Raw genomic sequence first — 26,339 nt, forward strand, 5'->3', positions numbered from 1 at the left:
ATCATGACAAATATTATTAATTCATCTCGTCGTAACTTCATAGTAGGCGCTAGCACTATTGGTGCTGGCCTGGCAATTGGTTTTGATCTTTCCTTTATCTCTGCGGCAAATGCGGCAATGGGAACCGGCACCACATCCATGGCTCCGTTGGCAACGCCTGAAATTGGTGTATGGGTTGTTGTGAAGCCAAATGATGACATCGTAGTGCGTATTGTTCGTTCGGAAATGGGTCAGGGAACTATTACTGGTTTGGCTCAGATGGTTGCCGAAGAATTGCAGTGCGACTGGAAGAAGGTGACATACGAATATCCATCTCCAGCAGAGAGCCTTAAGCGCAAACAAGCTTGGGGTAGCTATTCAACGGGTGGTAGTCGTGGCATTCGCACCTCAGAGCAGTATGTGCGTAAGGGTGGTGCAGCAGCGAGAATGATGTTGATTCAAGCTGCCGCTAATCAGTGGAGCGTTCCTGTATCTGAATGCGTTGCTAAGGATAGTGTTATTACCCATACTGCATCTGGACGTAAAACGACTTTTGGTAAGGTTTCAGTAGCGGCTTCCCAGCTGGAAGTGCCAAAAGAAATTCCTTTGAAGGATCCAAAGGAGTGGACTTTAATTGGTAAGCCAGTAAATCGTATCGACGGTACTGCTGATAAGGTGACCGGAAAGCAAATTTACGCTATTGATTTGAAATTGCCTGGTATGTTGGTTGCGACCATTAAAGAATCTCCTGTATTTGGTGGCAAGCTGAAAAGTTTTGATGCCTCCAAGGCCTCTGGAATGAAGGGGGTGAAAAAGGTTGTCCAAGTTGGTGATTCCGCGGTGGCGGTAGTGGCCGATACTTTTTGGCAGGCCAAGACAGGATTAGATGCAGTCAACATTGTTTGGGATAACGGTAGCAATGGAGATGTTTCTAGTGCATCGATTAAAAAGATGCTTGAAGGAGGTTTGACGGCCAGCGATACCTTCGTTGGCAACTCCAATGGCGATACTAAAGAGGCGATTGCTAAGGCATCTAAAACGATTGAAGCAACTTATTTCTACCCATTCTTGAATCATGCCACTCTTGAGCCTCAAACAGCTGCTGCTAAGTGGACTCCAGATTCTTGTGAGGCTTGGGTGCCTACTCAAGATGGAGAGGCTTCTTTGGCTGCGGTGATTGCAGCCTCGGGATTACCTGCTGAAAAGTGCAATGTCTATAAAGTGAATTTGGGTGGTGGTTTTGGTCGTCGTGGTGCGTTCCAGGATTACACAACTCAAGCCGTCAATATCGCAAAGCAAATGCCAGGTACACCAATTAAATTAATCTGGACTCGCGAAGAAGATATGACTCAGGGTCGCTATCACCCAGTCATGATGTGCAAAATGACTGCAGCGATAGATGATAAGAAAAATATTACTGGTTTAAATATGCGTTTATCAGGGCAGTCGATTTTGTCCTCAGTGCGTCCTGCCGTAGTTGCGGCCAATAAAGGTAAAGATCCAGCGGTATTTCAAGGTCTTGATCCTACCGGTGAGCATGGCATTACCTATAGCTTTCCAAACTTGATGGTGGATCATGCGATGCGCAATACGCATGTGCCTCCTGGTTTCTGGCGCGGTGTGAATGTGAATCAAAATGCTATCTTTCTTGAAACCTTCATGGATGAAATGGCTGAGGCGGTAGGAATGGACGCTGTTGAGTTCCGTCGTAAGCATATGGAGCAATATCCTCGTGCTGTAGCTGTACTCAATGCGGTTGCGGATGGTATCGGTTGGGGCAAGCCAGCTAAACCGGGCGTATTTCGTGGGGTTGCGCAGATGCGTTCGTTTGGAAGTTATGTCGCTGCTGCTTGCGAACTGTCGGTAAGCAATGGCAACGAGGTGAAGATTCATCGTATCGTTGCGGCAACTGATCCAGGCTATGTCGTTAATCCTGCACAAGTGGTTCGCCAGGTCTCTGGTTCATTTGTATATGGCTTATCCGCCTTGTTTGAAGAGGAAATTACGATCGAGAAGGGTGCAGTAGTGCAGAAGAATTTTGACACCTTCAACTCCATTCGCTTGTCTCAAATGCCTAAGGTGGAGACCATCATCATTCAGGGAGGCGGAAAGGAATGGGGAGGTGTTGGTGAGCCTACGATCGCTGTCGCAGCACCTGCAGTATTGAATGCGTTCTATCGTGCTACTGGTAAGCGTTTGCGTGAAGTGCCATTAAAAAATAGCGGCATTAAGTTGGTATAAGTGTTATGTATTGGAATGGGTGAGGCGAAATGAAGGGCGCGCTAGCAGCAGTATTGCTAGGTTTGTGCCTGATGTTTCTACCGCACTTATCCCAAGCGCAAAACTGGGCGGGGGAATCGATTATCGATCCCCTGACTTCAGTTCCTGGAGATGCAACTAAAGGTCGTGCGATAGTAGCCAGTCGTCAAACGGGTTTATGCCTACTGTGTCACAGTGGGCCTTTTCCTGAGGAGCGGTTTCAAGGTAATTTAGCGCCAGATTTAAGTGCTAGCGTGGGTCATTTAAGTGAAGGGCAATTGCGCGCAAGAATGGTCGACCCAGCCCGTTTTAATCCTGGCACTATCATGCCCGCCTATTACCGTACCGAGGGGCTTACGCGGGTTGCTCCCAAGTTTCAAGGGCTACCCATATTGAGTGGTCAAGAAATTGAAGATGTGATTGCCTTTTTGCTTAGCCTTAAAACAAAGCCCTCTTAATTGAAGTCTTTGATCAATATACAAATCATGCGAAATCTAAAAATGAATCAATGTGGAAGTGTTTCACTCACACGCCGCTGGTATTTATCAACGCTTGGTATCTTGGGTTTAGCGAGCTGGCTAACACCATTTGTAGCAAACGCCAAGAAGGCTGATGCGATGGAGGCCATCTCAAAAATTGTTGGATCAAATACGATTCAGGATGGTAAGGTGAAATTGGTCATCCCCCCTTTGGTAGAGAGCGGAAATTTAGTTGTTCTGAAGGTATCCATTGATAGCCCAATGACTGCTAGTGATTACGTCAAGGCAGTGCATATTATTGCTGAGGCAAATCCTTTGCCTAACATTTTTACAGCGTATTTCACGCCACGTTCCGGTAGGGCTGATGTCACAACTCGTGTGAGGCTAGCCGACTCCCAACGTGTTTGGGCCATTGCGCAAATGAGTGATGGCAGTTATTGGCAGACCTATGCCGATACTTTGGTGACCTTATCTGCTTGTACGGAGATGATATGAGTAAAACATCTCGGACGGGTGTTGCAGCCCCAGCACAAGCCAAGCAAGGCGCAATCATTGAGATTCGAGCTATCGCCCAGCACGATATGGAGACAGGCTTTCGTTATTCGGAGGATGGAAAGCGAATTCCAAGAGATATCATTCGCACTTTTACTTGTCTCTACAACGGCGAAGAGGTTTTTAAATCTGACTTTTATCCTGGGATTGGTGCAAATCCACTAATTATTTTTAATACGATTGCGGTAGCATCTGGCACGATTGAATGTCGGTGGGTGGGAGACGATGGTTATGAGGCAATTAACCAGGTCAAAATTACCGTTTCGTGAAAATGATTATTTCCTGCAGTCGATGGATTTTTTTAATGCTAGCACTTTCTGGCAGCCAATTAGCTTTTGCAGTCGATATATCAAAAGATGAGCGCCAATCCAGTTATCAGTTGATGACTGTGGAAAATCAAGCAATGCAAGATGATCCCAATCTCAATCCAGCTTGGTTTTGGGTAATGGATGGTCAGACTCTCTGGAAAGAGTCATCTGGAAAAAGAGCGGTATCTTGCTCCTCCTGCCATGGTGAGTCTGGGAAGGCTATGGCAGGCGTGGCGACTCGCTATCCCAAGATAGTGCAGGGTAGACTTCGCACCCTAGAGGGGCAAATTAACCAGTGTCGAGTATCACGGCAAGATGCTAAAGCTTTGGCCTATGAGAGCAAAGAGTTATTGGCCTTGACCAGCTTTGTAGCAACCCAGTCCAAAGGAATGCCGATTGCCGTTCGAGAGACGCCTCAAAACAGCAAAGACCTCAAGCAGGGCCGTCAATTTTTCAATGAGCGTATGGGTCAGCTCAATCTGTCCTGTGCTCAATGCCATCAGGATCGCGCAGGATTAAAGCTCGGTGGAAGCCTCATACCCCAGGGTCATCCCACTGCTTACCCGATTTATCGGATTGAGTGGCAAACAATGGGATCTTTACAAAGACGCTTAAGAAACTGCATGAGTGGGGTGCGAGCCAAGCAATTCGATTATGGTTCGATCGAAATGGCGCAGCTAGAGCTCTATTTAATGTGGAGAGCCCGGGGCATGACTCTTGAGAGCCCCGGGGTCAGACCTTAGTCCGAAAAGACAACGGAGGTAGCGCCATTAATTAGTACGCGATCATGAAGGTAGTAGCGTAGGGCGCGGGATAAAACGGTACGCTCTAAATCACGACCTTTGCGAACCAAGTCCTCCGGCGTATCCCCATGAGTCACACGCGTGACGTCTTGCTCAATAATTGGTCCCTCATCCAAATCACTCGTGACAAAGTGAGCTGTTGCTCCAATGAGTTTGATGCCGCGTGCATGGGCTTGGTGATAAGGTTTTGCGCCTTTAAAGCTTGGCAAGAAGGAGTGGTGAACGTTGATACACCTTCCAGATAGTTTAGTCGATAAATCATCGGAGAGAATTTGCATATAGCGAGCCAAAATCACCATGTCTACTTTAGATTCGGCGATGATTTCTAATAGTCGTGCTTCCTGAGCTGGCTTCGTTTCTGGGGTGACTGGCAAGTGATAAAACGGAATATCAGCAAAATCAATGCTGGCATAAACGTCGCGCGGGTGATTCGAAACAATACCGCAAATAATCATAGGCAATTCACCGATGCGCCAGCGATACAGTAGATCGACAAGACAGTGATCAAGCTTAGAGGCCATGATCAGTACGCGCTTTAATTCCTTGACGGCACGCAAATTCCAGGTAAGGTCAAAGCGTTCAGCAATTTCTACAAAGCCTGCTTTAAGCGCTTTTGCATCCGCAGCACAACTAAAGCTCACCCTCATAAAGAAGCGCTTGGAGGCCTTGTCATCGAATTGTTGGGCTTCTTCAATATCGCCGCCTAATTCAAAGATGTACGTGGATACGGCAGCGACGATACCGGGTCGATTGGGGCAGGTAAGTGTGAGGTAGTAGTTTTCTGTGGTCATGACTAAATTATCTAGCAAGGTTACTGGTTTATCTCAATTTTAGACTGCTTCTGCCCCATGTAGATTCTGAGTCTCTATTGCTTGGTATTTGGGCTAGGGGCGTCAGCTGGTCCGAGGTAGGGTTCACTTTTATCTGTAATGGTGGGAATGGGAATGTCTACGCAGATAGGTTTGGATCCCAAGGCATTTAAAAAATTACAATCTTGCTTTGTTGCAGCTGAGGCAGCATGCTCTAAGGGCGATTTACCAGTAGTCACCGTGGATATAGCGCTGGCCGCGGTACTGGGGTTGGCCACAGCAACAGATACCGCAGCGCTCCCTGCGGTGCTGGCCGCGCTTGTAGTTGCACCACCGAGAGCGACTAATGGCGCTGCGCAACCTGCAAGGACTAGGCTAGTCGTGACACTGGCCAGAATAATGAAGAGCTTAAATAATAAGGCGGCCCAGGCACCACTTTTTTTATCGACGAGACTAGATCCGCTCAATATTGAGTGATTATTTCCGCTGACAAACAATGTTGAATACTCCGGCTGCCCAGGATTCATTCACAACAGGTTCAAATACGCTGTCTGGAGTCTTGTTATCAGAAACAACCGTGCCCTCACCTTTGTTCCCAGAAAATTCTTTGTATTCGATAGGGCGGTAGCTTACTGCAGGGCAGTTGTATTCGTTGATGCCGATAATGGAATTCACTGGCTGTTTGGTCTTTGGGTTTACGCCAGATTTTTTAAGATCGAGCATAGACATGATTTGCGCTTTCTCACCAACAACGCTGATAGTGTCAAGATCAACATAAACTACCATTGCTTCGTTGAAGCCAAGCTCTTTCCAGGCTGCAAAACTGCTGGCGATCGGAAGAAGAGAGAGGGTGGTAAAGACGGCAAGTACGTGAATTTTTTTCATGAATTAGATTGGTATTAATCGTTGGCTAATAGGGTAATGCCTTGTGGGGCGAATAAGGCTTATTTTAAACCCCTTGCTTGCCTTTACTTTATATTGAGTTCTAGTTGACGCACGGATTTTTCGGGCTTCATTTGGAGGGGTAGATATTCATTTTGAGCCCATAAGGCGCTCATATTCCGATATAGCTTGCTCTGAACCCAGCCTGATTGCCCTGATTGGTAGATAAAAAGCGATTTCTCTAGTTCGGATAGGTCATAGAGGGTTCTTAAGCTAGGGGCCTGCTTAGTTTCAAAGGGATTATCCGCCCTGAGCAGCTCTAGTCGACCTACGTTGATGCTAAAACTATCGCCAGGGAAGGGTTTGCTTAAGTTAAATAGATTGCCCAAAAAAGGCACCTTGCTCAGAGGGCGATGTTCTGAGACTGCAATATGGGCATTACCCCATGCCCAATTTTTCGGATTATTACCAAATTGAGCGCTCAGCTGATCTAGGGCCTTATCCATTGCAGTATTCAATGCATCTGCGCAGGATTCAACAGCCGCTGTTTTGGGGTCATCACACCAAGGACTATTTGGATTTTGTAATTGCAGAATTAAGGCTTGCCTAAAGTGACGTGCGCCATAATTTTCGGTAAACAAATAACTTAAGCGTGAAAAAAGTCTTCGGGTAATTTGATCTGCCCACGCATTAAAGATCAATGCCCCTGCACTATCCACCTTCATATTTCCATCAAAGTTCTTGCTAAGCTCTTTCGCTTGTTGAGCAAGGGGGTGTTGCGATTGTGATGATTGAAATAATTCCAAAAGCGGAGTTGCACCTAGAGAGAGTGTGTCAGCCTGCATTGATTTCATAGAGGTTAGATCGTGCATTGATTTTTCTTTAATCAGATTAACAATGCGGTCATACCGAGTGGGTAAATCCCAGTCACCCGTTAAAGGGTTTGGGTTATTAATCGCTAATACCTTTTGGTTAGCCGTGGCAATCCAGTTGGAGTCCGGATTATCGCTACTGGGTAACATGTCAAAGGGTAGGTAGCCCGACCAGTCATTTTGTTTCTCCCAGCCTAGGGCAGGAGCCACTCCATATAGCCCCTGATGAAGGGTGCGCTTTGGTGCAACGCCGGCGGCCTGAAATGCAATATTTCCATCAACATCGGCCATGACGACGTTTTGCATGGGCGCGTAGTTTTTACGAAGAGCCTGTTTAAAGGTATCTAAGTCCTTAGCATGATTCATTTCTATGAGGCCTGCCACCGATTGATTTTCTGTATCTAATGCGGTCCAGCGCAGTGCTAAGGCGAAACGTTCCGTGTCAATTGAGCGTTTGGCGCGAGCATACGATTCCGATATCACTGGCCCGTGACGGGTTTCTTTCACCAAGAAGCGCAATGGCGCCTCACCCTTAATGTCGATGATTTCCTGACGGACCTTAAATGCCAGTGGGCCATCGGGCCCACGATAAATCCCTGGATTTTTTGGATCAAGTTGTTCTATATATAAATCTTGAACATCTGGCCCTGTGTTGGTAAAGCTCCAGGCGAATTTTTCCGTACGACCCAAAACTACTGCAGGAATGCCAGGCAGAGTTCCTCCAATGACGTTGATTCCAGGTGCCTTGAGGTGGGCAAAGTACCAAATTGCTGGTGCCGATAGACCTAAATGCGGGTCGTTAGCGAGAAGTGGCTTTCCTGATGTCGTTAGTTTTCCATTGAGCGCCCAATTGTTGGAGCCGATGCCATCTTTCCCTCCGGGAATTTCATTCAGAGCCAATTCGGTTGCGGGGAGCTTTTTGGACTTCTGATCGCGCGCTAATGGATTGGGATTAAAGACATTGATATCTCGATAGAGTTTCGCAAAATCAACATTGCTTACAGGTTCGCCCGGGGTGTAAGCTGGCATGACTTCCCACACTTGTTTAGTTGTTAGAAACTGTGAGAGCTCAAGACGTTGCAATTCTTTTTGCCAGTTGCCACCCAGATCAAGTGCCATCATGAGCATCCACGCCACGCTATCGCTTGCAGACCAATAACCTGGCTTAGATCCTGTTAAAAAATACTCCAATGGAAGTGCCCAGCCTAAGTGGGCATTTCCGGCATTTACCCCATCTGCATAAGATTGCAGCAACCTTTTGGTGGCGATGGGGTAATGGTCAAATTGTTTTTCCGCTGCATGCTTGATTCCAAGGGTGCGAACAAAGCGATCTATCGCCACGGTTTCTTTGCCTAATATCTCAGATAAACGACCACTTGCCAGTCGACGATTAATTTCCATTTGCCATGAGCGCTCACTGGCATGAAGGTAACCCAAAGCAAAGAGTGCGTCATTAGATGTTTTTGCTTCAATATGGGGGATATCGCTCTCATCAAATGTGATGACGACTGAATCACCCAGGCTCTTGATCGTGCGCTTTCCAGAAATACTGGTTTGCGCAGAAAGTAGGTAGCCTACCCCAGCAATAATAGCTAAGATCAGCGCCGTGGAACCAAGCCAAAGAATGGCTTTCAAAAGGGATTTGAGGGTAGATTGAGGAGCGGGGATTTTCATGGGAGTAGTGTAGTGGGTTTGCCCCTTTTTCAGATCGGGCTTGATTGGAATGGGCTTCTCCTCCCGTACACTGATTCACATGCTAAAATTTCAACTGTCTTGATTTATTTAGCGCGACTTACTGCTCGTGCGAGCCCGAGTGGTGAAATCGGTAGACACAGCAGATTTAAAATCTGCCGACTCAAAAAAGTCGTGCCGGTTCGATTCCGGCCTCGGGCACCAATCGAAAATAGGCTTTAATGCCTCACTTATCTTTATTTATCCTGCGATTGATGAGGATCCAGGTGGACGAGTTACCTCGAAAATGTCCGTGCTGCGTAAATAAAATGATTTACCGTGCATTCTGGCTATCAGCCCCAACTTTTCTACAAGTACGTAACCAGTTTGTGCGTCATAGAATTCATCGTTAATGTGGTAATGAATGACGTTGCCAATGATCAGGTTGCGATCAAAGCCAATATCCATCACGTTCACAATTCGACATTCCATATTGATGGGCGATTCAGCAACTCTCGGTGGCTTGACTTGAATCGATGGCGCCGCTGTAAGTCCTGAAAATTTCAATTCATCTTCACCCTCTGGAAGAGGGGAGGCGCAAAGACTCATTTTTTCAGCAATATTTTCCGAAACCATATTGACTACAAATTCCCCAGTCAATTTCATATTGCGTACTGTGTCTTTAGGTACTCCTGGACTTTTTGAGTCGATTCCTAAAACAATAATTGCTGGTGTGCTCGCCATAATATTAAAAAAGCTAAAGGGCGCGGCATTGACTCTTCCTTGATCGTCTTGTGTAGTGACTAAGGCAATTGGCCGAGGGAGAATGCTGCTCATTAGCAGCTTATAACGGTCTTTTTTGTCTGCTTTGTTAAGGTCAATATGCATATGATTGTTTGATATGAATGCGATTGAGCTCTAGTCCAGGGTAATGCCGGCCTTATCAATCACTACTTTCCATTCTTGAATTTCTGATTGAATTTGCTTATTCATTTGCGCTGGTGTGGTGTGGGTGGTCGTCCAGCCCTGCTCCATGAGTTTAGATTTGACCTCTGGCATTGCCACAATCTTGCCCAATTCGCCATTGATCTTGTTGATGATGGCAGTAGGTGTCCCACTTGGCGCTAGGATGCCGTACCATGAACCAATTCTGTAGCCGGGTACGCCCTGATCTTTGATGGGCTTGATATCTGGCAATGCTTCCAGTTGTTTATCTCCTGTCACTGCGATTGCGCGTAGCTTGCCAGATTTGATGTATTGAATCACAGAGGGCACAGTTGAAAAACTCATTTGAATATCCCCACCTAACAAGGCAGTAGCCATTGGTGCCCCACCGCGGTAGGGAACGTGCACGATATCTAGGCCGGTTTGCTGATTAAATACCTCTAGGGCGAGGTGGCCTGTTGTGGCGATGCCAGAAGATCCAGAATGAAGCTTACCTGGATTGGCTTTTGCATAAGCAATCAATTCAGGAATGTTTTTAACGGGCACTTGGCTGTTTACAACCACTACGTTCTCAACGTTGACTAAGATATCTACGCCTGAAAAATCTTTTTCAGAGTCGTAAGGTACTTTTTTCATGATCTTGGGTAGCACTTCAACGGGCCCAACAGAGCCTAGTAATAGGGTGTAACCATCCTTATCAGCTCTCGCTACTTCTGCGGCAGCAATGACACCGCCACCACCAGATTTGTTGTCGACAATCACCGATTGCTTCCAAGCCTCTCCTAATTTTTGCGCCAAGATACGAGCCAGTATGTCAGTAGCTCCGCCGGGTGCAAAGGGGCTAATAATTTTGACGGTTTTATTTGGATAATTGCTTGCTAAGTCTTGCGCATGGCTTGTCAAGCTAAAGCCAAACAGGCACGCGATAGCAAGCGCTTGAATCAACTGACGGAAAGTTTTGCTCATCAGAATTGTCTCCAGCTTTGTGGATGTAGTTGGTATTATCCAATCAGTATATATTGAATTTTTTTATGAGTCATCAGTACCTACAATCGAATATGCGTCTCATTTCTAGTGCGTTTAGTTTTTGTCTAAGTCTTTGCATTGCTAGTGCCTCTGCCGAAACTTTAACTTTTAGTTGCACGAGAACTGAGCGTGACTTCACAGAAACTTATGATTTGCAAGTGAGGACATCTCCTAGTAATTTGACGACGCAAAAAAGCAAAGTCTTTTTGGATGGGCGTGACTTAGATCGAGTGGGTGCCGATGGAAATCAAACCATTAAAAATGTTCTTATCACCAAGGATAAAGTCTCATATCTAAGTGATACTCGGTTTGAGGCAGAGGTGCTTGATGGGATTTCTTATGCACCAGGCTCTGTGACCACTATGGTGATGATTGATCGCCATAGTGGAAAATTGCGTAAAGTTGAAACAGTGTCTGGCGGGATTCTCGCTAACAGCTTGGGCGAGGGCACTAGGTCCTACGAAGAGCAGTGCGTGTCAGTGGGTAACCCTTAATTAGGCTCCGTCACAAAGCCCAGCTTGGTCAAGCCTGCACGACGAGATGCTGCTAGGACTTGAGCGACATATTCGTACTTCACTGATTTATCTGCGCGCAAGTTAATTTCTGGTTGAGGTTCCTTCTGAGCGGCCTTTTCTGCATAACCATTGAAGGTTTCTAGATCAATCGCGGTACTGTTCCAAAAAATTTGTCCTTTAGCATCAATTGATAGCTGAACTGACTCAGGCTTCACTTCATTGCGAACACTATTCGCTTTGGGCAATTCAATCTTGACCGCTTGCTGAATTACGGGAAGGGTGATGATGAAGATGATCAAAAGAACCAGCATGACGTCCACCATGGGAGTCATGTTAATTTCAGACATGATAGCGTCGTCGTTTTGGTCGTCTTGAATATTAAAAGACATATTTATTCCCCAGACTTCACTCGAGCGCCAGTAACGAAGTAAGCGAGTAGGTCATTGCCAAAGCGATTGAGATCCGCAACGAATAATTTGTTGGCTCGATTAATCGCATTAAAACCGAGTACCGCTGGAATGGCGACCGCCAAACCTAAGGCGGTCATGATGAGAGCCTCGCCGATAGGGCCGGCAACTTGATCAATTTGGGCGCTACCAGAACTGCTAATGGAGATGAGTGCATGGTAGATGCCCCAGACCGTTCCGAAGAGTCCAATAAAAGGCGCAGTAGCACCTGTGGATCCAAGGAAAGTAAGTCCTTTTTGAAGGCTAGCAGCCACACCATCAATGCTACTCTTTAGGCTTCTTGCCATCCACTCAGAGTAATTCAGGGTCTGTAGTAATTCACGGCGACTGCTTGATTGGCTTTGGTGGTGAATAGATGCGCCGCTCGCTGCCTTAGCAATTTGATAATAAGGATTGCTAGCTTGATTAGTAAAAGTTTGAAGACCTTGCTCGTAGCTAGTCGCGTGCCAAAATTGGTCTAGCTCGGGCTTTAGTTTTCGCAAGTTACGAAGATCCCAAAAGCGAGAGAGTAGGATTACCCAAGTAACGATGGAGCAAAACAGTAAAGCAAGCGCTACAAATCGGGTGATGGTATCGCCCTCTAGCCATAAATTTGCCAAGCCAAATGGTGTGTTCATATGATTAATTCTTTAAATTAAATTTAATTAAAAGGTTAGTAGAAATTCTTTGGGGTGAGCCATTGACTAAAAATGGTTTAAAACGGTAGCGACGACCAATTTCTGCTGCTGCACGATCTAAACGCGGAAATGAGCTGGATCGTAGTAAAGCTACATCTTCCACTATCCCAGTTTCATCAATAATTAATCGCACTACTACTTCGCCCTGTTCTCCAGAGCGTTTTGAGAATGAGGGGTAATAGGCGTCCGCATCAGGCTGATACAACACTACCAGTTTACCAATATCAGTCTGAATTGGTGTTCCGCTCGGGCCAGAGCTGCTTGCGGGAGCGACAGTAGCGTTTGGTACTGGCGATTCGCTTTTTGATGGCTGAGGCGTGGGCGGAGTAGCTGTTTGCTGTTGGGATTGCGGGGGTGTTGGCGCTTGAGTAGATTTTTCATCCACCACTTTTTTCTTTTTTTCTTGCTTGGGTTTTGGTGGCGGTGGGGCTGCCTGAGGTTGCTTAGGCGCCTCTGGACTGACTAAATTGGCCATGACGCGTGAATCGTCGAGGTCGCTGTCATGGTCGGGTTTCATACCGTTTTGAAAGCCGATCAAAAACAATAAATGCAAAGCAATTACAACGCCTATGATGATGCGTTCTCTTTTATCAAATGGCAGTAGTGCGCTGATTTTTGATAAAAAGTGATTCATTTAAATGTGCTCACGAGTTCTAGCTCGGTGTGGTGCGCACTGAGATCGGATTGCATTAATTCTTGGGCCATATTGTGCAAGGTTTCTGCATCTTTACTACTAATAAATTTAACGGTACCCGCTTTGTCGTTCGTCAATTTCCCTTGGGGGGTCTCTAATTTTCTCTTAAGCTGACGTACCACCGCATCGCTAGTGTCAATCAGATTAATGGAGTCCCCTAGTAATTTGCGAATTGCTTTTTTTAAAAAAGGGTAGTGTGTGCAGCCCAGAACAATGGTGTCGGCGCCGGCGTCCTGCATAGTGATTAAGTGCTTTGCAAGAAGTTCCAATGTTTCTTCGCTATTGGCTTTTCCCGCCTCAATGAGTGGCACTAGACCTTCGCCAGATTGTTTAATAAAGTGACAGTCACTTGGGAGTGTTGCCAGCAGCGCATTGAACTTATCGCTTTTCAGCGTGGCTTCTGTCGCTAGGACGCCGACTACGCCATTATGAGATTGCATGGCAGCCGGCTTAATGCCGGGCTCCACTCCGATAATGGGGATACTGTTCAGTTCGGCACGGATATGTGCAATGGCTTGTGCAGTGGCGGTGTTACAAGCGATCATGATTGCTTGACATCCTTGAGCGGCTAAATATTGGCAAAGCTCCATGCTACGTAAGGCAATCCACTCGCTCGATTTTTCTCCATAGGGTGCATTCAGAGAATCTGCCAGGTAAATATAGTCATGCTCGGGAAGCTGGCGCAGAGCCTCATCCAGAATGGACAAACCTCCAACGCCAGAATCAAATACCCCGATGAGTGCCAATTAAGAGTCGCTTAACTATGAGCAGTTTTCAATGAATACATTAAGCAATCTTGACTGGAATGCCACCAATCTTTGCTTGCCATTCTTTTGGACCTGTCTCATGCATGGAGATACCTTCAGAGTTGACTGCCACGGTTACCGGCATATCTTTAACATCAAACTCATAGATTGCTTCCATGCCTAAGTCTGCGAAGCCGACAACTTTAGCTGTCTGAATTGCTTTGGACACTAGGTAAGCGGCGCCACCAACAGCCATGAGGTAGGCAGACTTATGTTTCTTGATGGCTTCAATAGCAGCAGGACCACGTTCTGCTTTACCAATCATGGAAATTAAACCAGTTTTGGAGAGCATCATTTCAGTGAACTTATCCATGCGGGTTGAGGTTGTTGGGCCGGCAGGACCAACGGCTTCATTGCCCACGGGGTCAACTGGACCAACATAGTAGATCACGCGATTCTTAAAGCTGACTGGCAGCTCTTCACCTTTGGCGAGCATGTCTTGAATGCGCTTATGAGCGGCATCTCGACCAGTTAAGATTTTTCCGTTGAGTAGTAGGGTTTCGCCTTCTTTCCAGCTGGCAACTTCTTCAGCGGTGAGGGTATCTAAATTCACTCGCTTAGACTTCTTGGTATCAGGGGTCCAAGTAACATCTGGCCAATCAGAAAGGGAAGGTATCTCTAATTTTGCTGGCCCATCACCATGCAAATGGAAGTGCACGTGACGTGTGGCTGCGCAGTTCGGAATCATTGCCACTGGAAGTGACGCGGCGTGCGTTGGGTAGTCCATGATCTTGATATCAAGCACGGTAGCTAAGCCACCCAAACCTTGAGCGCCAATACCGAGTTTGTTTACCTTCTCAAAAATTTCTAAGCGGAGTTCTTCGATCTTATTCTGTGGCCCGCGAGCAATCAGTTCTTGAATATCCACTGGACCCATCAATGACTCTTTGGCCATGAGCATGGCTTTTTCTGGGGTTCCACCAATACCGATGCCCAAGATGCCAGGAGGGCACCAGCCAGCACCCATTGTTGGCACGGTCTTCAGTACCCAATCCACGATTGAATCCGACGGGTTGAGCATGACCATCTTTGCCTTGTTTTCAGAACCGCCGCCTTTAGCTGCGCAAATGACCTCGACATCATCGCCTGGAACAATTTCGTAATGAATGACAGCTGGGGTGTTATCACCCGTATTCTTGCGTTTTCCAGCGGGATCGGCCAAAACAGAGGCGCGTAATGGATTGTCTGGGTTCATATATGCCCGACGAACACCTTCATTGACCATCTCGGTAACGCTCATGGTGGCATCGCCCCACTGAACATTCATACCAATTTTAAGGAAAACGACCGCAATACCGGTGTCCTGACAAAGAGGGCGGTGACCTTCTGCGCACATGCGGCTATTGGTCAAAATCTGAGCGATAGCATCCTTGGCAGCTGCACCCTGTTCAAGCTCGTAGGCCTTGCCCATAGCGGAAATGAAGTCTTTTGGGTGGTAGTAAGAAATGAACTGGAATGCGTCTGCAACGCTTTGAATCAGGTCGTTTTGTTTGATATTTGTCATGGTTATTGGCTTAATTTATTAAGGTTTGTCCTATTTTAAGGGTTTGCCATAGAGCAAATCCTGCGTGTTTTCACTTATCTTGTTAGCTCTTGGGGTTGCGATCCCCTAATTCTGCGTTATTTTCGCGGAAAAAGACGACTCATTATTGAATAGAAGGGCTGTGAAGCATGGAACCATTAATGCAAGAAAACCGCGTATTTAACCCACCAGCAGATTTTGTTAAAGGGGCTGCCATTCCTGGGATGGATGCCTATAACAAGCTTTGTGCTGAGGCTGAGAAGGATTATGACGGTTTTTGGGGTCGTCTCGCAAAAGAAAATATTTTCTGGAAAAAGCCGTTTACCAAGGTTCTTGATGAATCCAAAGCGCCTTTCTATAAATGGTTTGAAGATGGCACAACAAATGCTTCTTACAACTGCTTAGACCGCCAAGTTGAAAATGGTTTGGGTGACAAGACTGCCATTATTTTTGAGGCAGATGACGGTACCGTTACTAAAGTTACTTACAAAGAGATGCTTGAGCGTGTTTGCAAAATGGCAAACGCACTACGCAAGATGGGTATTAAATCTGGCGACAGCGTCATTATTTATATGGCGATGACTATTGAAGGTATTGTTGCCATGCAAGCCTGCGCCCGTATTGGCGCGATCCACTCTGTCGTGTTTGGTGGCTTCTCTGCTCAAGCATTGCGCGATCGTATTGTTGACGTCGGTGCAGTTGCGGTGATTACTGCTGATGGACAGTTCCGCGGTGGTAAATCCCTGCCGCTGAAAGCGATTTGTGATGAGGCGCTATCGAGTGGCGAGTGCAGCAAAGTGAAGCATGTCATCGTTAGCAAGCGTACTGGCACAGATATCGCCATGACCCCGGGTCGCGATGTTTGGATGCAAGAAATTGTGGCCAATGAAGCTAGCACTTGTGAACCAGAGTGGGTGAGTGCAGAACATCCGCTGTTTATTTTGTACACATCAGGCTCAACTGGAAAACCAAAGGGTGTTCAGCATTCCACAGGTGGCTACCTCTTGTGGGCGATTCTCACGATGAAGTGGACCTTTGATATCAAGCCTAATGATGTGTTCTGGTGTACAGCTGATATCGGTTGGGTAACAGGCCACTCTTACATTACCTACGGCCCTCTCGCAGTTGGTGCTACTGAGATTGTGTTTGAGGGCGTTCCAACCTATCCAAATGCTGGTCGTTTCTGGGACATGATTCAGAAACACAAAGCAACGATTTTCTATACTGCCCCAACCGCTATTCGTTCATTAATCAAAGCATCTAGTAACGATGCAGCGGTACATCCAAAGAGCTATGACTTGTCTTCATTGCGCCTTTTGGGTTCAGTTGGCGAGCCGATTAATCCAGAAGCTTGGATGTGGTACTACGAGAATGTCGGTGGCTCACGCTGCCCAATCGCGGATACTTTCTGGCAGACCGAAACAGGTGGTCACATGATTTCACCATTGCCTGGCGCAACTCCGATGATTCCGGGATCATGCACATTGCCATTGCCGGGTATTCAGGCTGCAATCGTTGATGAAGCTGGTAATGACGTGCCTAACGGTCAAGGCGGTATCTTGGTAGTCAAGCGCCCATGGCCTTCAATGATTCGCACTATTTGGAATGATCCAGATCGTTTTGTAAAGTCTTACTTCCCAGAAGAATTGGGCGGCACTTTATACCTTGCTGGTGATGGCGCAATCCGTAATAAAGATACTGGTTACTTCACAATCACTGGCCGTATTGATGATGTGTTGAACGTCTCCGGTCACCGTATGGGCACGATGGAAATCGAATCTTGCTTAGTTGCTAATCCATTGGTTGCTGAGGCGGCGGTGGTGGGTCGTCCAGATGATATGACCGGTGAAGCTATTTGCGTATTCGTAGTTCTCAAAGGTGGCCGTCCAACCGGTGATGAGGCTAAAAAGATTGCCACTGAGCTGCGTAATTGGGTCGGTAAAGAGATTGGCCCGATTGCTAAGCCAAAGGATGTTCGTTTTGGTGATAACTTGCCTAAAACTCGTTCCGGCAAGATCATGCGTCGCTTGCTGCGGGTGATTGCTAAAGGTGAGGAGGTTACTCAAGATACTTCAACCCTGGAAAATCCAGCAATTTTGGATCAACTCAAAGAGTCTCTGTAAGCATTTGGAGCTAAACCCTCTCGGGAAACGTATAATCGATGGTTTCCGGAAGGGTGGATGAGCGGTTTAAGTCACACGCCTGGAAAGCGTGCGTAGGTTAATAGCCTACCGCGGGTTCGAATCCCGCCCCTTCCGCCAGTAGTTCTATGACCACCTCCGGGTGGTTTTTTCTTTTCTGAAGAGGGCTTTGCTGCCTTAAACGATCAAAAACCCCAATTTAAATGGTCTTCAATGTGGTTTTCCGAATATTTATAACCTTTTTCAATAAATATGTTGCAATGCCGCAATTTTCATCTTAAAATGGTGCATCGCAACAAATAACTGATGTAATTTTTAAAGGATAAATCATGTTCCAGAATCAATTAAATGACCAACTCGTACAAGCTCAAGCTAAAGCTGTTGAAAACGCTAAGCATTTGGCTCAAGTAGCTGTTGAAAGCGCTCAAGAATTAGCTGAAATCAATCAAGCTGCCGCTAAGGATGCTTTGGTTGTGGCTCAAGAAACTAGCACTCAGTTGTTGGCTATCAAAGATCCACAGCAATTGTCCAAATTGGCTCAGCCAGAAGCTGCTCAAGAAGCCGCTAAGTACGCAGCTGCTTACCAAGCTAAAGTAAGCAAAGTAGTGCGTAATGGCAATAAAGAAGTTGCTCAAGTGGTTGACGCTTCTATTGATGACGCTCGCGCTGACTTGGTTAAGTTTGTTAAAGAAGCTACTAAGACTGCTCCTGCTGGTTCAGAGGCTTTTGTTTCTGCATTCAAAACAGCATTTGAGTCTTCACTACAACAGTTTGATCAAGTTCGCGCATCTGCTGCTGATGCATTTGCCAACTTTGAGAAGAGTGTTGATGCTGCTTTTGCAAACATTCAAGGTCAATACGCTGTTGCAAAGCCAGCTGCAAAAGGTCGTAAGTCTGCTTAATGCAGCTTTACCGGCTTGACTAAAAAAACCACCTTCGGGTGGTTTTTCTTTTCCCGCTTGACGTAAGATGCTTTCATTAAAATAACACCATGGAGAAAGTATGATTTTTGCAATCTGGTTAAAAGATCGCCCGGGTACCGCCCAATTGCGTACTGAGATTCGTCCCGTGCACAGGGCTTATCTTGAAAAGATGTCTGATCGCATCGCTTTTGCTGGCCCTTTGACTTCAGATGATGGCAAGACAACCCTTGGTAGCTTGTTGGTTATGGAGTTTTCTAGCCGGTCCGAGGTCGAGCATTGGTTGAAGGAGGAGCCCTTCATAAAAGCGGGTGTTTATGAAGAGCCTATCGTTCATGTTTTTTCGAATCTGTGGCAGCAAAAGGTGGGATATCCTTCGGTATAGGACAGTTTAGAGATACGTTAATGCGTTTACTTCAGCTTTCAACAATGCAGCGCTGGTCACTCAGAATTATTGGGGGAATCTGTGCATTGATCTTTCTTTTTTGGGGTGCATGCCATCTTTTTTTGCCGGGCGTAATTAAGAATGCAGCAGGGGATTACGGCAAGAAGATTGGCTATGAGATTGGCTATCAAGACCTGAGCATTTCTCCTTTGCGCTTACGGATTGAGCTTGAGGGTTTGCATCTAGCTGATCAACATCGCAATACATTGCTCGAACTCAAAAAGTCAGTCGTGATGCTCAATTGGTCAAGTCTGATGGCCGGCGAGATCGGTTTTGGTGAGATCACATTGAGTCAGCCGGCCGTTCGATTTGAAAAGCATGCAGCGAAGGGTGCTAAAGGCCAATGGAATTGGCAAGAATTTCTGGTCGATATTCAGAAACAGTTGCCTCCACCTGATCCTGGTAAGCCAAAAAAGAATATCAAAATTTCTGTGGATGCGTTGACAGTTTCTGGCGCCACTGTATTGATTGCTGATCCAAGTGTGAAGTTGCGCGAAGAATTTGGACCGCTCTCCATTGAGGTATTGAATGTTGCCAACTATGATTTGTCTGGAGAGATAGATGGTGTTCGTGGTCAATATGGATTAAATCTTGGCGCACTGCATTTCACTTTGCCGGGGCTGAATAAGAAGCTTGCTTTCAATCGTGTTGTCGTGAAAGGTGCCTTGGATAATTCAGCTCCAGGCGCTTTGGGGGCACAGGTAGATTTTGAAATTGATGAGGGCCGCATTCGGTCTCATTGGGATTTGAAGGGTGACAAATCCATCGCAGGAAAATTACAGGTAGAGAATTTCTCTATTAGCCCTTTTATTCCATTGCTTCCAGCAAACAAGGAACTGCAGGGAAAGAGTGGCACTATTCAGTCTGAAGTCATGCTTGATTTAAGGGGTGGCGAACTAATCGCATCAGGCGATTTTCATCTGCTTGATTTAGATGTATGGGAGCCTGGCCAAAAGCATGCTCTGCTGTCGTGGAAGTCTGCTGATATCAATCGATTTGCTTACAAGAGCGCCAAAACCACAGAGTCTAGTTTGACGATTGAGGAATTATTGATTAATCACCCCGGTCTGCGATTTGAGATTGACGAAAAAGGTTTTTCTAATTTTAGAAGGCTATTCTCAAAGCCGGTTAATGCGGAAGACGATCAAAAGGCCGGTGCAATAAAGTCTGAAAAGAATTCTAAGTCATCTGCCTTTCATTACGATATTGGCAAAATTCAGTTCCGCGATGGGGAGATGGCCTTCTCTGACTTGGCAATGAAGCCTAATTTCGAGGTCGATGTGAGAAGGTTTAATGCCAGCTTGTCTGGTGTAACTAATGCTCCAGGCAAGTCTGCTCTCGTTGATATTGAGGGTATGGTGGCTCGCTCTGGTGCAATGCGCATTAAAGGTCAGGCTTCATTTGATGATCCTCGGCGTAATAACGATCTCAGTCTGAATTTTAAGAATATGCCGCTGAATGCTTTGAACCCGGCGGCGATGAATTTTGCTGGTTATCAAATTGTCGGCGGTCGACTGAATTTAAATCTGCGCTATCAAGCTAAAGATGGCGAGCTCAAGGGCAGCAATCAGATTGTGATTAAAAAGGTGGAGTTGGGTGAAGAGGTTCCCAACTTTCAAGGAAAGAAATTACCCTTGGGCTTAGCAATTGCATTGATTGAGGATTCGGATGACACCATCGACGTCACAATTAATATCGCGGGAAATGTAGATTCTCCTGAATTCAGTGCTTCTGGATTGGTATGGCAGGCGATTGCGAATGTATTAACCAATGTGGCGACAGCGCCATTTAGAGCTCTAGGCGCACTTTTGGGTATGGGGTCTAGCGATGGTGTGAATGCAGTTCTCGGTGAAGTGGTTTATTTGCCACCAGATCAAGATCGACTAGAAAAATTTGGCGACTTCTTGGCAAAAAGACCTAACGCCACTTTAGAGCTAGTTGGTACGTATGACCCAGCTCAGGATAAAGAAGCGCTAGCACGTGCGATTGCCAGCACTGCCATTCTGAAAGCTTCGGGCATTAAGTTGTCTTCCAATGAGCCGGTTCCAAGCTTGAATCTTGCGGATGCCAAGACTCAGGCGGGTTTGCGGTCCGCCTATATCGAGCGGGTGGGAAGAATCAAGCTTGGCCAACGTTTGTTGATGTTGCCCGAAGGTGATGCGCGCAATCAGCAGCTCTACGCCGAGCTTGTTGCTGCTATTCCGGTTGGGGATGTCGAGTTAAAAGCCCTGGCAAAGAATCGCGCTAAATTGGCTTCTGAATTGATGGTTAAAAACAACCCTAATCTTCAGGAGCGGATTATGTTTGGGGATGTGAAAACAGCAAGCTCGGGAAAAGAGGGTGTTCCTCTCGAAGTTGAAGTCAGAATCAAGTAGACTTGAGGGATGAATTCACACCACTTCCGACATTCGATTGCCTTAACTTTTGTTGCCGCGCTTACTTTGTCGGGTTGCGGTTCTATTGAATCTGCGGCCCAAGATGACTGCACCTCCATAGGTTGGCAGATTGGTAGCCAAGGCTATCAAGAGTGCTTCAAGGCAAGGGTGTATGAGCGTAAGTTAGATTACTCACTACCACCTGGCGACAAGCCCTCCCCATCTGTAATCTAACTAGGGTTTTCCCTGACATCGATTCCCTTGAGCGCCGTCAAGGACTTGAGGGCGGAAATCACTCAAAATCAGCTGTGAATTTAGGGTTCACCTATATATAGCGAAGAATTTTCCTTCGCGATTATAGGGTGCCCTGAACTGAGCCATTTGAGTATAAAAATAGCGTCGAATATTGCGACTAGAAATTAGAGACTACAAACTATGAATCACCCAAAACCCTCAGGAGAAATCAATGCTGTTGCGGTAGCAACGGCGGATGATTTAAGGGATATTATTCGTCGCAAAAGTAAGTTGAAGGGTCGTCAGCCTGATGATGTTTCTGTGGCGGAAGTTCGTCAATTGATTGGGCTTGCTCCTCACCGTCGCGATCTTTTAATTGAAAATCTACACAAGCTCAATGACGCGTATCGCGCACTTCACGATCGTCACTTGGTCGCCTTGGCCAAGGAAATGAATTTGCCAATGGCTGAGGTGTATGAAGTGGCTACCTTCTATCACCATTTCGAGGTGGTTCGAGGTAATGACCCTGTTGCCGATATCACTGTACGAGTATGTGATGGTATTGCCTGTGAATTGGCGGGCGCGCAAAAGTTACTGGCTAAACTCCCCGCTATTTTGGGGAACCCAAAAGTGAAGGTCGTGGCTGCGCCATGCGTCGGTCGTTGTGAGCAGGCCCCTGTCGCCGTGGTGCATCAGTATCCAGTGTTGTTCGCAACTACTGATAAGGTTGCTGCTGCCGTACAAAACAAGCTCACCACTCAGCCTATGGCTCAAGATAGTGCCAGTTTTGATCCGGCCGCCTTGGCTGAAAAAGGTGTGTCACCGTTGGGTGAAAACCAAGCCATCTCCCCGGACTATGTTGGTTACGAGTCTTACCGCGCACAAGGCGGTTACGCTTTGGCAACGCAAATTGCTGAAGGTCAGGTTGATGCTGAGAGCATTATTAAGGCAATGGAGAATTCTGGCTTGCGCGGCTTAGGTGGTGCAGGCTTTCCAGCAGGACGTAAGTGGCGCATCGTTAAAGATCAGCCTGCGCCTAAGCTAATGGCTGTGAATATAGACGAAGGTGAGCCAGGCACGTTTAAAGATCGCACTTATCTTGAGCGTGATCCCCATCGCTTCTTAGAGGGCCTATTAATTGCGGCCAATGTAGTGGGTATTGATGCTTGCTACATTTATTTGCGTGATGAATACCATGGTTGCCGTGAGTTACTTGAGCTTGAGTTGAAAAAACTTCAGGCAAACCCACCGTTTAAATTGCCATTGATTGAGTTGCGTCGTGGCGCCGGAGCATATATTTGCGGCGAAGAATCCGCGATGATTGAGAGTATCGAAGGCAAGCGCGGTGAGCCGCGGATGCGTCCACCTTATATTGCTCAAGTAGGATTATTTGGTCGCCCAACGTTAGAGCATAACTTTGAAACACTTTATTGGGTGCGCGACATTGTGCAACGTGGCCCAGAATGGTTCAGTTCTTTTGGTCGCCATGATCGCAAAGGTTTGCGTAGCTACAGCGTTAGCGGGCGCGTCAAAAATCCTGGCGTGAAATTAGCTCCAGCAGGCATCACCATTCAAGAGTTGATTGATGAGTACTGTGGTGGCATGCAAGATGGACACAAGTTCTATGGCTATTTGCCCGGTGGCGCTTCTGGTGGAATCTTGCCGGCTACCATGAATGACATTCCATTGGACTTTGATACCTTACAGCCTTATGGTTGCTTTATTGGTTCTGCAGCAGTGATGGTGTTTGGTGATCAAGACAAAGCGCGTGATATGGCTTTGAATGTGATGCGCTTCTTCGAGCATGAAAGTTGTGGCCAATGTACACCGTGTCGCGTAGGCACAGGTAAGGCAGCTCAGTTGATGCAGTCTCCTTCATGGGATCAAGAGACTCTTGAGGATTTGGCAACCGTCATGGTCGATGCTTCTATTTGTGGTCTTGGCCAAGCTGCCCCCAATCCAATTCGTTGTATCCATAAATATTTCCCGCAAGAAGTTGCTTAAGAGCGAGCGCATAAAAACCAAGGGAAAAACGAGACAAATATGAACGCACCAGTAAATCCTAAAGAACTTGAATTACAAACCGTTGAGTTCAAGCTAGATGGAAAAACCATTGCTTCCTATGAGGGTGAGACCATCCTCAAGGCAGCTAAGCGCCACGGTATTGATATCCCGCATTTGTGTTTTAACGATGGTTATCGCCCTGATGGTAATTGTCGCGCATGCGTAGTGGAGATCAATGGTGAGCGTACTTTGGCGCCTAGCTGCTGTAGAAGCGCTACACCGGGCATGGAAGTCAAGGCAAATAGTGAGCGTGCGATAAAGAGTCAAAAACTTGTGCTGGAGATGTTGTTGTCTGACATGCCAGACGAGGGATTTAAGTGGGTTGGAGACAGCAAAGAAGAAGAGCAAAAAAATCAACATGGCGAATTAAGTACCTGGGCAGCGCGCCTAGATGTGTCGGTTCGACCAGAGCTCAAAGCATTACGCCGTGAAAAAGTAGGCAGCGATCTTTCTCATCCAGCAATGGCTGTGAATTTAGATGCCTGCATTCAATGTAATCGTTGTGTGCGGGCCTGTCGTGAAGAGCAGGTCAACGATGTGATTGGCTATGCAATGCGTGGTGCGCATAGTGAAATCGTTTTCGATCTGAATGACCCTATGGGTGAGAGTACTTGTGTTGCCTGTGGGGAGTGTGTTCAAGCATGTCCAACTGGCGCATTAATGCCTAAAGGATTGATTGGTTCGCAAACGGTTGATCGTAAGGTCGACTCGGTATGTCCTTTCTGTGGGGTAGGTTGTCAAATTACTTACAACGTCAAGGACGAGAAAATTGTGAGTGTGGAAGGTCGCGATGGGCCTGCCAACCACAATCGACTCTGTGTCAAGGGACGCTTTGGTATGGACTATATCCATAACCCACAGCGTTTAACTAAGCCGCTTATTCGTAAGGCGGGGGTTCCAAAGGACGAGGCATTGCTTGAGGGCAATCAAGACTGGTCGCATATCTTCCGTGAGGCTAGCTGGGAAGAAGCCTTGGAGTTGGCGGGTGGCGGTCTGAAGAAATTAAAGGATCAATACGGCAATAAGGTATTGGCTGGCTTTGGTTCCGCCAAGGGCAGTAACGAAGAGGCATATTTATTTCAAAAGTTAGTTCGCACAGGATTTGGTAGCAATAACGTGGATCACTGTACCCGTCTTTGCCATGCCTCTTCTGTTGCCGCTCTGCTAGAGGGCGTAGGGTCTGGTGCAGTTAGCAATCAGGTTAATGATGTAGAGCATTCAAGCTTGATCATGTTGATTGGATCTAATCCAACCGCTAATCATCCTGTGGCTGCGACTTGGTTTAAGAATGCCGCTAAACGCGGAGCCAAAATTGTATTGTGTGATCCACGTCAGACCGATATCGCAAAGCATGCGTGGCGGACTATGCAATTCAAGCCTGATACTGACGTTGCCATGCTCAATGCCATGATTTATACCGTCATTGAAGAGGGTTTGGCTGATGAGGAGTTTATTAAAAATCGCGCTAATAACTTCGAGGCCTTAAAAGAAAATATTAAAGGCTACAGTCCTGAGGCTATGGCGCCAATCTGCGGCATTCCTGCGGAGACTCTGCGTGAAGTTGCCCGTGAGTTTGCGACAACAAAATCAGCCATGATTTTGTGGGGGATGGGCGTTAGCCAGCACGTCCATGGTACAGATAACGCACGTTGCTTAATTGCCTTGGTCAGTATTACTGGTCAAATTGGTAAACCGGGTTCTGGTTTGCATCCACTACGTGGACAAAATAACGTTCAGGGTGCAAGCGATGCCGGTTTAATCCCGATGATGTTCCCGAATTACCAGCGCGTCGATAATCCGGAGGCGCATGCTTGGTTTGAGAAGTTCTGGGGTACTCCGTTAGATCGCAAGCCTGGTTATACAGTAGTTGAGATCATGCACAAGATTACGGCGCCTGATAGCGATCCCGATAAGATTCGCGGCATGTATGTCGAGGGTGAAAACCCTGCTATGAGTGATCCTGATTTGAATCATGCCCGTCATGCTTTGGCATCCCTAGACCTATTGGTGGTTCAGGATATCTTTATGACCGAGACCGCTCTATTGGCCGATGTGGTTTTACCAGCAAGCGCATGGCCAGAGAAGGTCGGCACAGCAAGCAATACGGATCGTATGGTGCAGATGGGTAAGAAGGCTATTAATCCACCTGGAGATGCGAAGCCTGATCTATGGATTATTCAGCAGATTGCTAAACGCATGGGTCTGAATTGGAACTATCAAGGCCCTGATGATGGTGTTGCTCAGGTATATGACGAGATGCGTCAAGCAATGCATGCTGCTATCAATGGAATTACTTGGGAGCGTTTAGAAAAAGAATCAAGCGTGACCTATCCTTGTTTATCTGCCGATGATCCGGGTCGTCCAATTGTGTTTGATGACAAGTTTGCTACGGGTGATGGCAAGGTGAAGTTAGTGCCCGCCGATATCATTCCAGCCGATGAGCGGCCTGATGCCGACTATCCATTTGTATTGATTACAGGCCGTCAGCTCGAGCATTGGCATACCGGCAGTATGACTCGCCGTGCCACGATTTTGGATGCCATAGAGCCAATGGCTACAGTCTCCATGAATGGAGAAGATATGGCCCAATTGGGTGTCACTGCGGGTGATGTTATTACCGTTCAATCACGCCGCGGTGAAGTCGGTATTCACGTGCGCAGAGATGACGGCACGCCTCGTGGGGTAGTGTTTATTCCATTTGCTTACTATGAGGCTGCCGCCAATCTCATTACTAATGCAGCTTTAGACCCATTTGGCAAGATCCCAGAATTTAAGTACTGTGCCGTTAGGCTTGGCAAGGGCGGTCAAGCCTCGTCAGTAATGGGTTATGGAACGAATAATCCTAAAAAATAAAGGGCGGCAATAGTTTCTTAAGGAAATTCCTCTCGACTCAA

At 46.8% G+C, this 26,339-nt stretch carries 24 protein-coding genes and 2 tRNA genes; 15 read left to right on the top strand and 11 right to left on the bottom strand.

Going from position 1 to position 26,339, the window contains the following annotated elements; all coding sequences use genetic code 11:
• Positions 1-3 precede the first annotated feature (3 nt).
• From AOB49_RS03805 to soxA, 5 genes are read left to right on the top strand one after another with little or no spacing between them, the layout of a single operon-like run.
• Positions 4-2,220, top strand: a complete 2,217-nt coding sequence (locus AOB49_RS03805) for a xanthine dehydrogenase family protein molybdopterin-binding subunit (RefSeq protein WP_062308195.1) — start codon at positions 4-6, stop codon at positions 2,218-2,220.
• A 29-nt stretch (positions 2,221-2,249) separates the two neighbouring features.
• Complete coding sequence (soxX, locus tag AOB49_RS03810) at positions 2,250-2,696, top strand: sulfur oxidation c-type cytochrome SoxX (protein ID WP_062308197.1); 447 nt, start codon at positions 2,250-2,252, stop codon at positions 2,694-2,696.
• Between the two features lie 27 nt (positions 2,697-2,723).
• The gene (locus AOB49_RS03815; protein WP_245640607.1) at positions 2,724-3,212 is read left to right on the top strand and encodes a SoxY-related AACIE arm protein; all 489 of its coding nucleotides are present in this window, start codon (positions 2,724-2,726) and stop codon (positions 3,210-3,212) included.
• Positions 3,209-3,538: a thiosulfate oxidation carrier complex protein SoxZ gene (locus tag AOB49_RS03820; protein WP_062308200.1), complete on the top strand. Its 330-nt coding sequence runs from the start codon at positions 3,209-3,211 to the stop codon at positions 3,536-3,538. Before AOB49_RS03815 ends, AOB49_RS03820 begins: the two co-directional genes overlap by 4 nt.
• 35 nt (positions 3,539-3,573) lie before the next feature.
• A complete protein-coding gene (gene soxA / locus AOB49_RS03825) occupies positions 3,574-4,320 on the top strand; it encodes a sulfur oxidation c-type cytochrome SoxA (RefSeq protein ID WP_245640608.1) in 747 nt (248 codons plus the stop codon).
• Here the strand turns inward: soxA and purU are convergent.
• From purU to AOB49_RS03845, 4 genes are all read right to left on the bottom strand, one after another.
• Complete coding sequence (gene purU, locus AOB49_RS03830; protein WP_062308205.1) at positions 4,317-5,171, bottom strand: formyltetrahydrofolate deformylase; 855 nt, start codon at positions 5,169-5,171, stop codon at positions 4,317-4,319. The two genes, soxA and purU, sit on opposite strands and share 4 nt — an antisense overlap.
• Before the next feature lie 74 nt (positions 5,172-5,245).
• Positions 5,246-5,656 (bottom strand): hypothetical protein, encoded by a 411-nt coding sequence (locus AOB49_RS03835; RefSeq protein ID WP_156471329.1) that lies wholly within the window; start codon positions 5,654-5,656, stop codon positions 5,246-5,248.
• 10 nt (positions 5,657-5,666) lie between these two features.
• Complete coding sequence (locus AOB49_RS03840; protein WP_062308209.1) at positions 5,667-6,074, bottom strand: surface-adhesin E family protein; 408 nt, start codon at positions 6,072-6,074, stop codon at positions 5,667-5,669.
• 83 nt (positions 6,075-6,157) lie between these two features.
• Entirely contained in the window at positions 6,158-8,617 is a 2,460-nt protein-coding gene (locus AOB49_RS03845) for a penicillin acylase family protein (RefSeq protein ID WP_062308212.1), read from the bottom strand.
• A 133-nt stretch (positions 8,618-8,750) separates the two neighbouring features.
• On the opposite strand from AOB49_RS03845, the gene AOB49_RS03850 reads away from it, so the two are divergent.
• Positions 8,751-8,839 (top strand) — tRNA-Leu (locus AOB49_RS03850).
• A gap of 36 nt (positions 8,840-8,875) precedes the next feature.
• On the opposite strand, the gene AOB49_RS03855 is transcribed toward AOB49_RS03850, so the two are convergent.
• Together AOB49_RS03855 and AOB49_RS03860 are read right to left on the bottom strand one after the other, a co-directional pair.
• A complete protein-coding gene (locus tag AOB49_RS03855; RefSeq protein ID WP_216634638.1) occupies positions 8,876-9,451 on the bottom strand; it encodes a flavin reductase family protein in 576 nt (191 codons plus the stop codon).
• Between the two features lie 81 nt (positions 9,452-9,532).
• Positions 9,533-10,525, bottom strand: a complete 993-nt coding sequence (locus AOB49_RS03860; RefSeq protein WP_062308216.1) for a Bug family tripartite tricarboxylate transporter substrate binding protein — start codon at positions 10,523-10,525, stop codon at positions 9,533-9,535.
• A gap of 92 nt (positions 10,526-10,617) precedes the next feature.
• Between AOB49_RS03860 and AOB49_RS03865 the strand changes: the two genes are divergently transcribed.
• The gene (locus AOB49_RS03865; RefSeq protein ID WP_062308218.1) at positions 10,618-11,079 is read left to right on the top strand and encodes a hypothetical protein; all 462 of its coding nucleotides are present in this window, start codon (positions 10,618-10,620) and stop codon (positions 11,077-11,079) included.
• On the opposite strand, the gene AOB49_RS03870 is transcribed toward AOB49_RS03865, so the two are convergent.
• Genes AOB49_RS03870 through AOB49_RS03890 form a run of 5 tightly spaced genes read right to left on the bottom strand, consistent with a single transcriptional unit; the run spans position 11,076 to position 15,248 of the window.
• A complete protein-coding gene (locus tag AOB49_RS03870) occupies positions 11,076-11,489 on the bottom strand; it encodes an ExbD/TolR family protein (RefSeq protein WP_062308221.1) in 414 nt (137 codons plus the stop codon). The two genes, AOB49_RS03865 and AOB49_RS03870, sit on opposite strands and share 4 nt — an antisense overlap.
• A 2-nt stretch (positions 11,490-11,491) precedes the next feature.
• The gene (locus AOB49_RS03875; RefSeq protein WP_062308226.1) at positions 11,492-12,184 is read right to left on the bottom strand and encodes a MotA/TolQ/ExbB proton channel family protein; all 693 of its coding nucleotides are present in this window, start codon (positions 12,182-12,184) and stop codon (positions 11,492-11,494) included.
• Between the two features lie 4 nt (positions 12,185-12,188).
• Positions 12,189-12,878, bottom strand: a complete 690-nt coding sequence (locus AOB49_RS03880; RefSeq protein ID WP_062308227.1) for an energy transducer TonB — start codon at positions 12,876-12,878, stop codon at positions 12,189-12,191.
• Complete coding sequence (murI, locus tag AOB49_RS03885) at positions 12,875-13,684, bottom strand: glutamate racemase (RefSeq protein ID WP_062308230.1); 810 nt, start codon at positions 13,682-13,684, stop codon at positions 12,875-12,877. Before murI ends, AOB49_RS03880 begins: the two co-directional genes overlap by 4 nt.
• A 40-nt stretch (positions 13,685-13,724) precedes the next feature.
• A complete protein-coding gene (locus tag AOB49_RS03890) occupies positions 13,725-15,248 on the bottom strand; it encodes a fumarate hydratase (RefSeq protein ID WP_062308232.1) in 1,524 nt (507 codons plus the stop codon).
• A 167-nt stretch (positions 15,249-15,415) separates the two neighbouring features.
• On the opposite strand from AOB49_RS03890, the gene acs reads away from it, so the two are divergent.
• From acs to fdhF, 8 genes are all read left to right on the top strand, one after another.
• Positions 15,416-17,389, top strand: coding sequence for an acetate--CoA ligase (acs, locus tag AOB49_RS03895; protein WP_062308234.1), 1,974 nt, complete (start codon positions 15,416-15,418; stop codon positions 17,387-17,389).
• A 47-nt stretch (positions 17,390-17,436) separates the two neighbouring features.
• Positions 17,437-17,527: transfer RNA gene (locus tag AOB49_RS03900), tRNA-Ser, on the top strand.
• Positions 17,528-17,736: 209 nt separating this feature from the next.
• On the top strand, positions 17,737-18,309 hold the full coding sequence (locus AOB49_RS03905; RefSeq protein WP_062308237.1) for a phasin family protein: 573 nt from the start codon (positions 17,737-17,739) through the stop codon (positions 18,307-18,309).
• A 100-nt stretch (positions 18,310-18,409) separates the two neighbouring features.
• Positions 18,410-18,712, top strand: coding sequence for a YciI family protein (locus tag AOB49_RS03910; RefSeq protein ID WP_062308238.1), 303 nt, complete (start codon positions 18,410-18,412; stop codon positions 18,710-18,712).
• A 20-nt stretch (positions 18,713-18,732) separates the two neighbouring features.
• Positions 18,733-21,147, top strand: coding sequence for a DUF748 domain-containing protein (locus tag AOB49_RS03915; RefSeq protein WP_062308240.1), 2,415 nt, complete (start codon positions 18,733-18,735; stop codon positions 21,145-21,147).
• 9 nt (positions 21,148-21,156) lie between these two features.
• A complete protein-coding gene (locus AOB49_RS03920; RefSeq protein WP_062308243.1) occupies positions 21,157-21,381 on the top strand; it encodes a hypothetical protein in 225 nt (74 codons plus the stop codon).
• 201 nt (positions 21,382-21,582) lie between these two features.
• A complete protein-coding gene (locus AOB49_RS03925) occupies positions 21,583-23,385 on the top strand; it encodes an NAD(P)H-dependent oxidoreductase subunit E (protein ID WP_062308247.1) in 1,803 nt (600 codons plus the stop codon).
• Between the two features lie 39 nt (positions 23,386-23,424).
• Positions 23,425-26,298, top strand: coding sequence for a formate dehydrogenase subunit alpha (gene fdhF / locus AOB49_RS03930; protein ID WP_062308250.1), 2,874 nt, complete (start codon positions 23,425-23,427; stop codon positions 26,296-26,298).
• Positions 26,299-26,339: the final 41 nt, after the last annotated feature.

It is taken from the genome of Polynucleobacter sinensis (assembly GCF_001595985.1).
In the GTDB taxonomy this organism is placed as follows: Bacteria; Pseudomonadota; Gammaproteobacteria; order Burkholderiales; family Burkholderiaceae; genus Polynucleobacter; species Polynucleobacter sinensis.

Excerpts from the sequence above, each read along its gene's own strand:
- AOB49_RS03805 (WP_062308195.1), top strand. The coding sequence starts at position 4 with ATGACAAATATTATTAATTCATCTCGTCGTAACTTCATAGTAGGCGCT.
- soxX (WP_062308197.1), top strand. The coding sequence starts at position 2,250 with ATGAAGGGCGCGCTAGCAGCAGTATTGCTAGGTTTGTGCCTGATGTTT.
- AOB49_RS03815 (WP_245640607.1), top strand. The coding sequence starts at position 2,724 with ATGCGAAATCTAAAAATGAATCAATGTGGAAGTGTTTCACTCACACGC.
- AOB49_RS03820 (WP_062308200.1), top strand. The coding sequence starts at position 3,209 with ATGAGTAAAACATCTCGGACGGGTGTTGCAGCCCCAGCACAAGCCAAG.
- soxA (WP_245640608.1), top strand. The coding sequence starts at position 3,574 with ATGCTAGCACTTTCTGGCAGCCAATTAGCTTTTGCAGTCGATATATCA.
- purU (WP_062308205.1), bottom strand. The coding sequence starts at position 5,171 with ATGACCACAGAAAACTACTACCTCACACTTACCTGCCCCAATCGACCC.
- AOB49_RS03840 (WP_062308209.1), bottom strand. The coding sequence starts at position 6,074 with ATGAAAAAAATTCACGTACTTGCCGTCTTTACCACCCTCTCTCTTCTT.
- AOB49_RS03845 (WP_062308212.1), bottom strand. The coding sequence starts at position 8,617 with ATGAAAATCCCCGCTCCTCAATCTACCCTCAAATCCCTTTTGAAAGCC.
- AOB49_RS03855 (WP_216634638.1), bottom strand. The coding sequence starts at position 9,451 with ATGAGCAGCATTCTCCCTCGGCCAATTGCCTTAGTCACTACACAAGAC.
- AOB49_RS03860 (WP_062308216.1), bottom strand. The coding sequence starts at position 10,525 with ATGAGCAAAACTTTCCGTCAGTTGATTCAAGCGCTTGCTATCGCGTGC.
- AOB49_RS03865 (WP_062308218.1), top strand. The coding sequence starts at position 10,618 with ATGCGTCTCATTTCTAGTGCGTTTAGTTTTTGTCTAAGTCTTTGCATT.
- AOB49_RS03870 (WP_062308221.1), bottom strand. The coding sequence starts at position 11,489 with ATGTCTTTTAATATTCAAGACGACCAAAACGACGACGCTATCATGTCT.
- AOB49_RS03875 (WP_062308226.1), bottom strand. The coding sequence starts at position 12,184 with ATGAACACACCATTTGGCTTGGCAAATTTATGGCTAGAGGGCGATACC.
- AOB49_RS03880 (WP_062308227.1), bottom strand. The coding sequence starts at position 12,878 with ATGAATCACTTTTTATCAAAAATCAGCGCACTACTGCCATTTGATAAA.
- AOB49_RS03890 (WP_062308232.1), bottom strand. The coding sequence starts at position 15,248 with ATGACAAATATCAAACAAAACGACCTGATTCAAAGCGTTGCAGACGCA.
- acs (WP_062308234.1), top strand. The coding sequence starts at position 15,416 with ATGGAACCATTAATGCAAGAAAACCGCGTATTTAACCCACCAGCAGAT.
- AOB49_RS03905 (WP_062308237.1), top strand. The coding sequence starts at position 17,737 with ATGTTCCAGAATCAATTAAATGACCAACTCGTACAAGCTCAAGCTAAA.
- AOB49_RS03910 (WP_062308238.1), top strand. The coding sequence starts at position 18,410 with ATGATTTTTGCAATCTGGTTAAAAGATCGCCCGGGTACCGCCCAATTG.
- AOB49_RS03915 (WP_062308240.1), top strand. The coding sequence starts at position 18,733 with ATGCGTTTACTTCAGCTTTCAACAATGCAGCGCTGGTCACTCAGAATT.
- AOB49_RS03920 (WP_062308243.1), top strand. The coding sequence starts at position 21,157 with ATGAATTCACACCACTTCCGACATTCGATTGCCTTAACTTTTGTTGCC.
- AOB49_RS03925 (WP_062308247.1), top strand. The coding sequence starts at position 21,583 with ATGAATCACCCAAAACCCTCAGGAGAAATCAATGCTGTTGCGGTAGCA.
- fdhF (WP_062308250.1), top strand. The coding sequence starts at position 23,425 with ATGAACGCACCAGTAAATCCTAAAGAACTTGAATTACAAACCGTTGAG.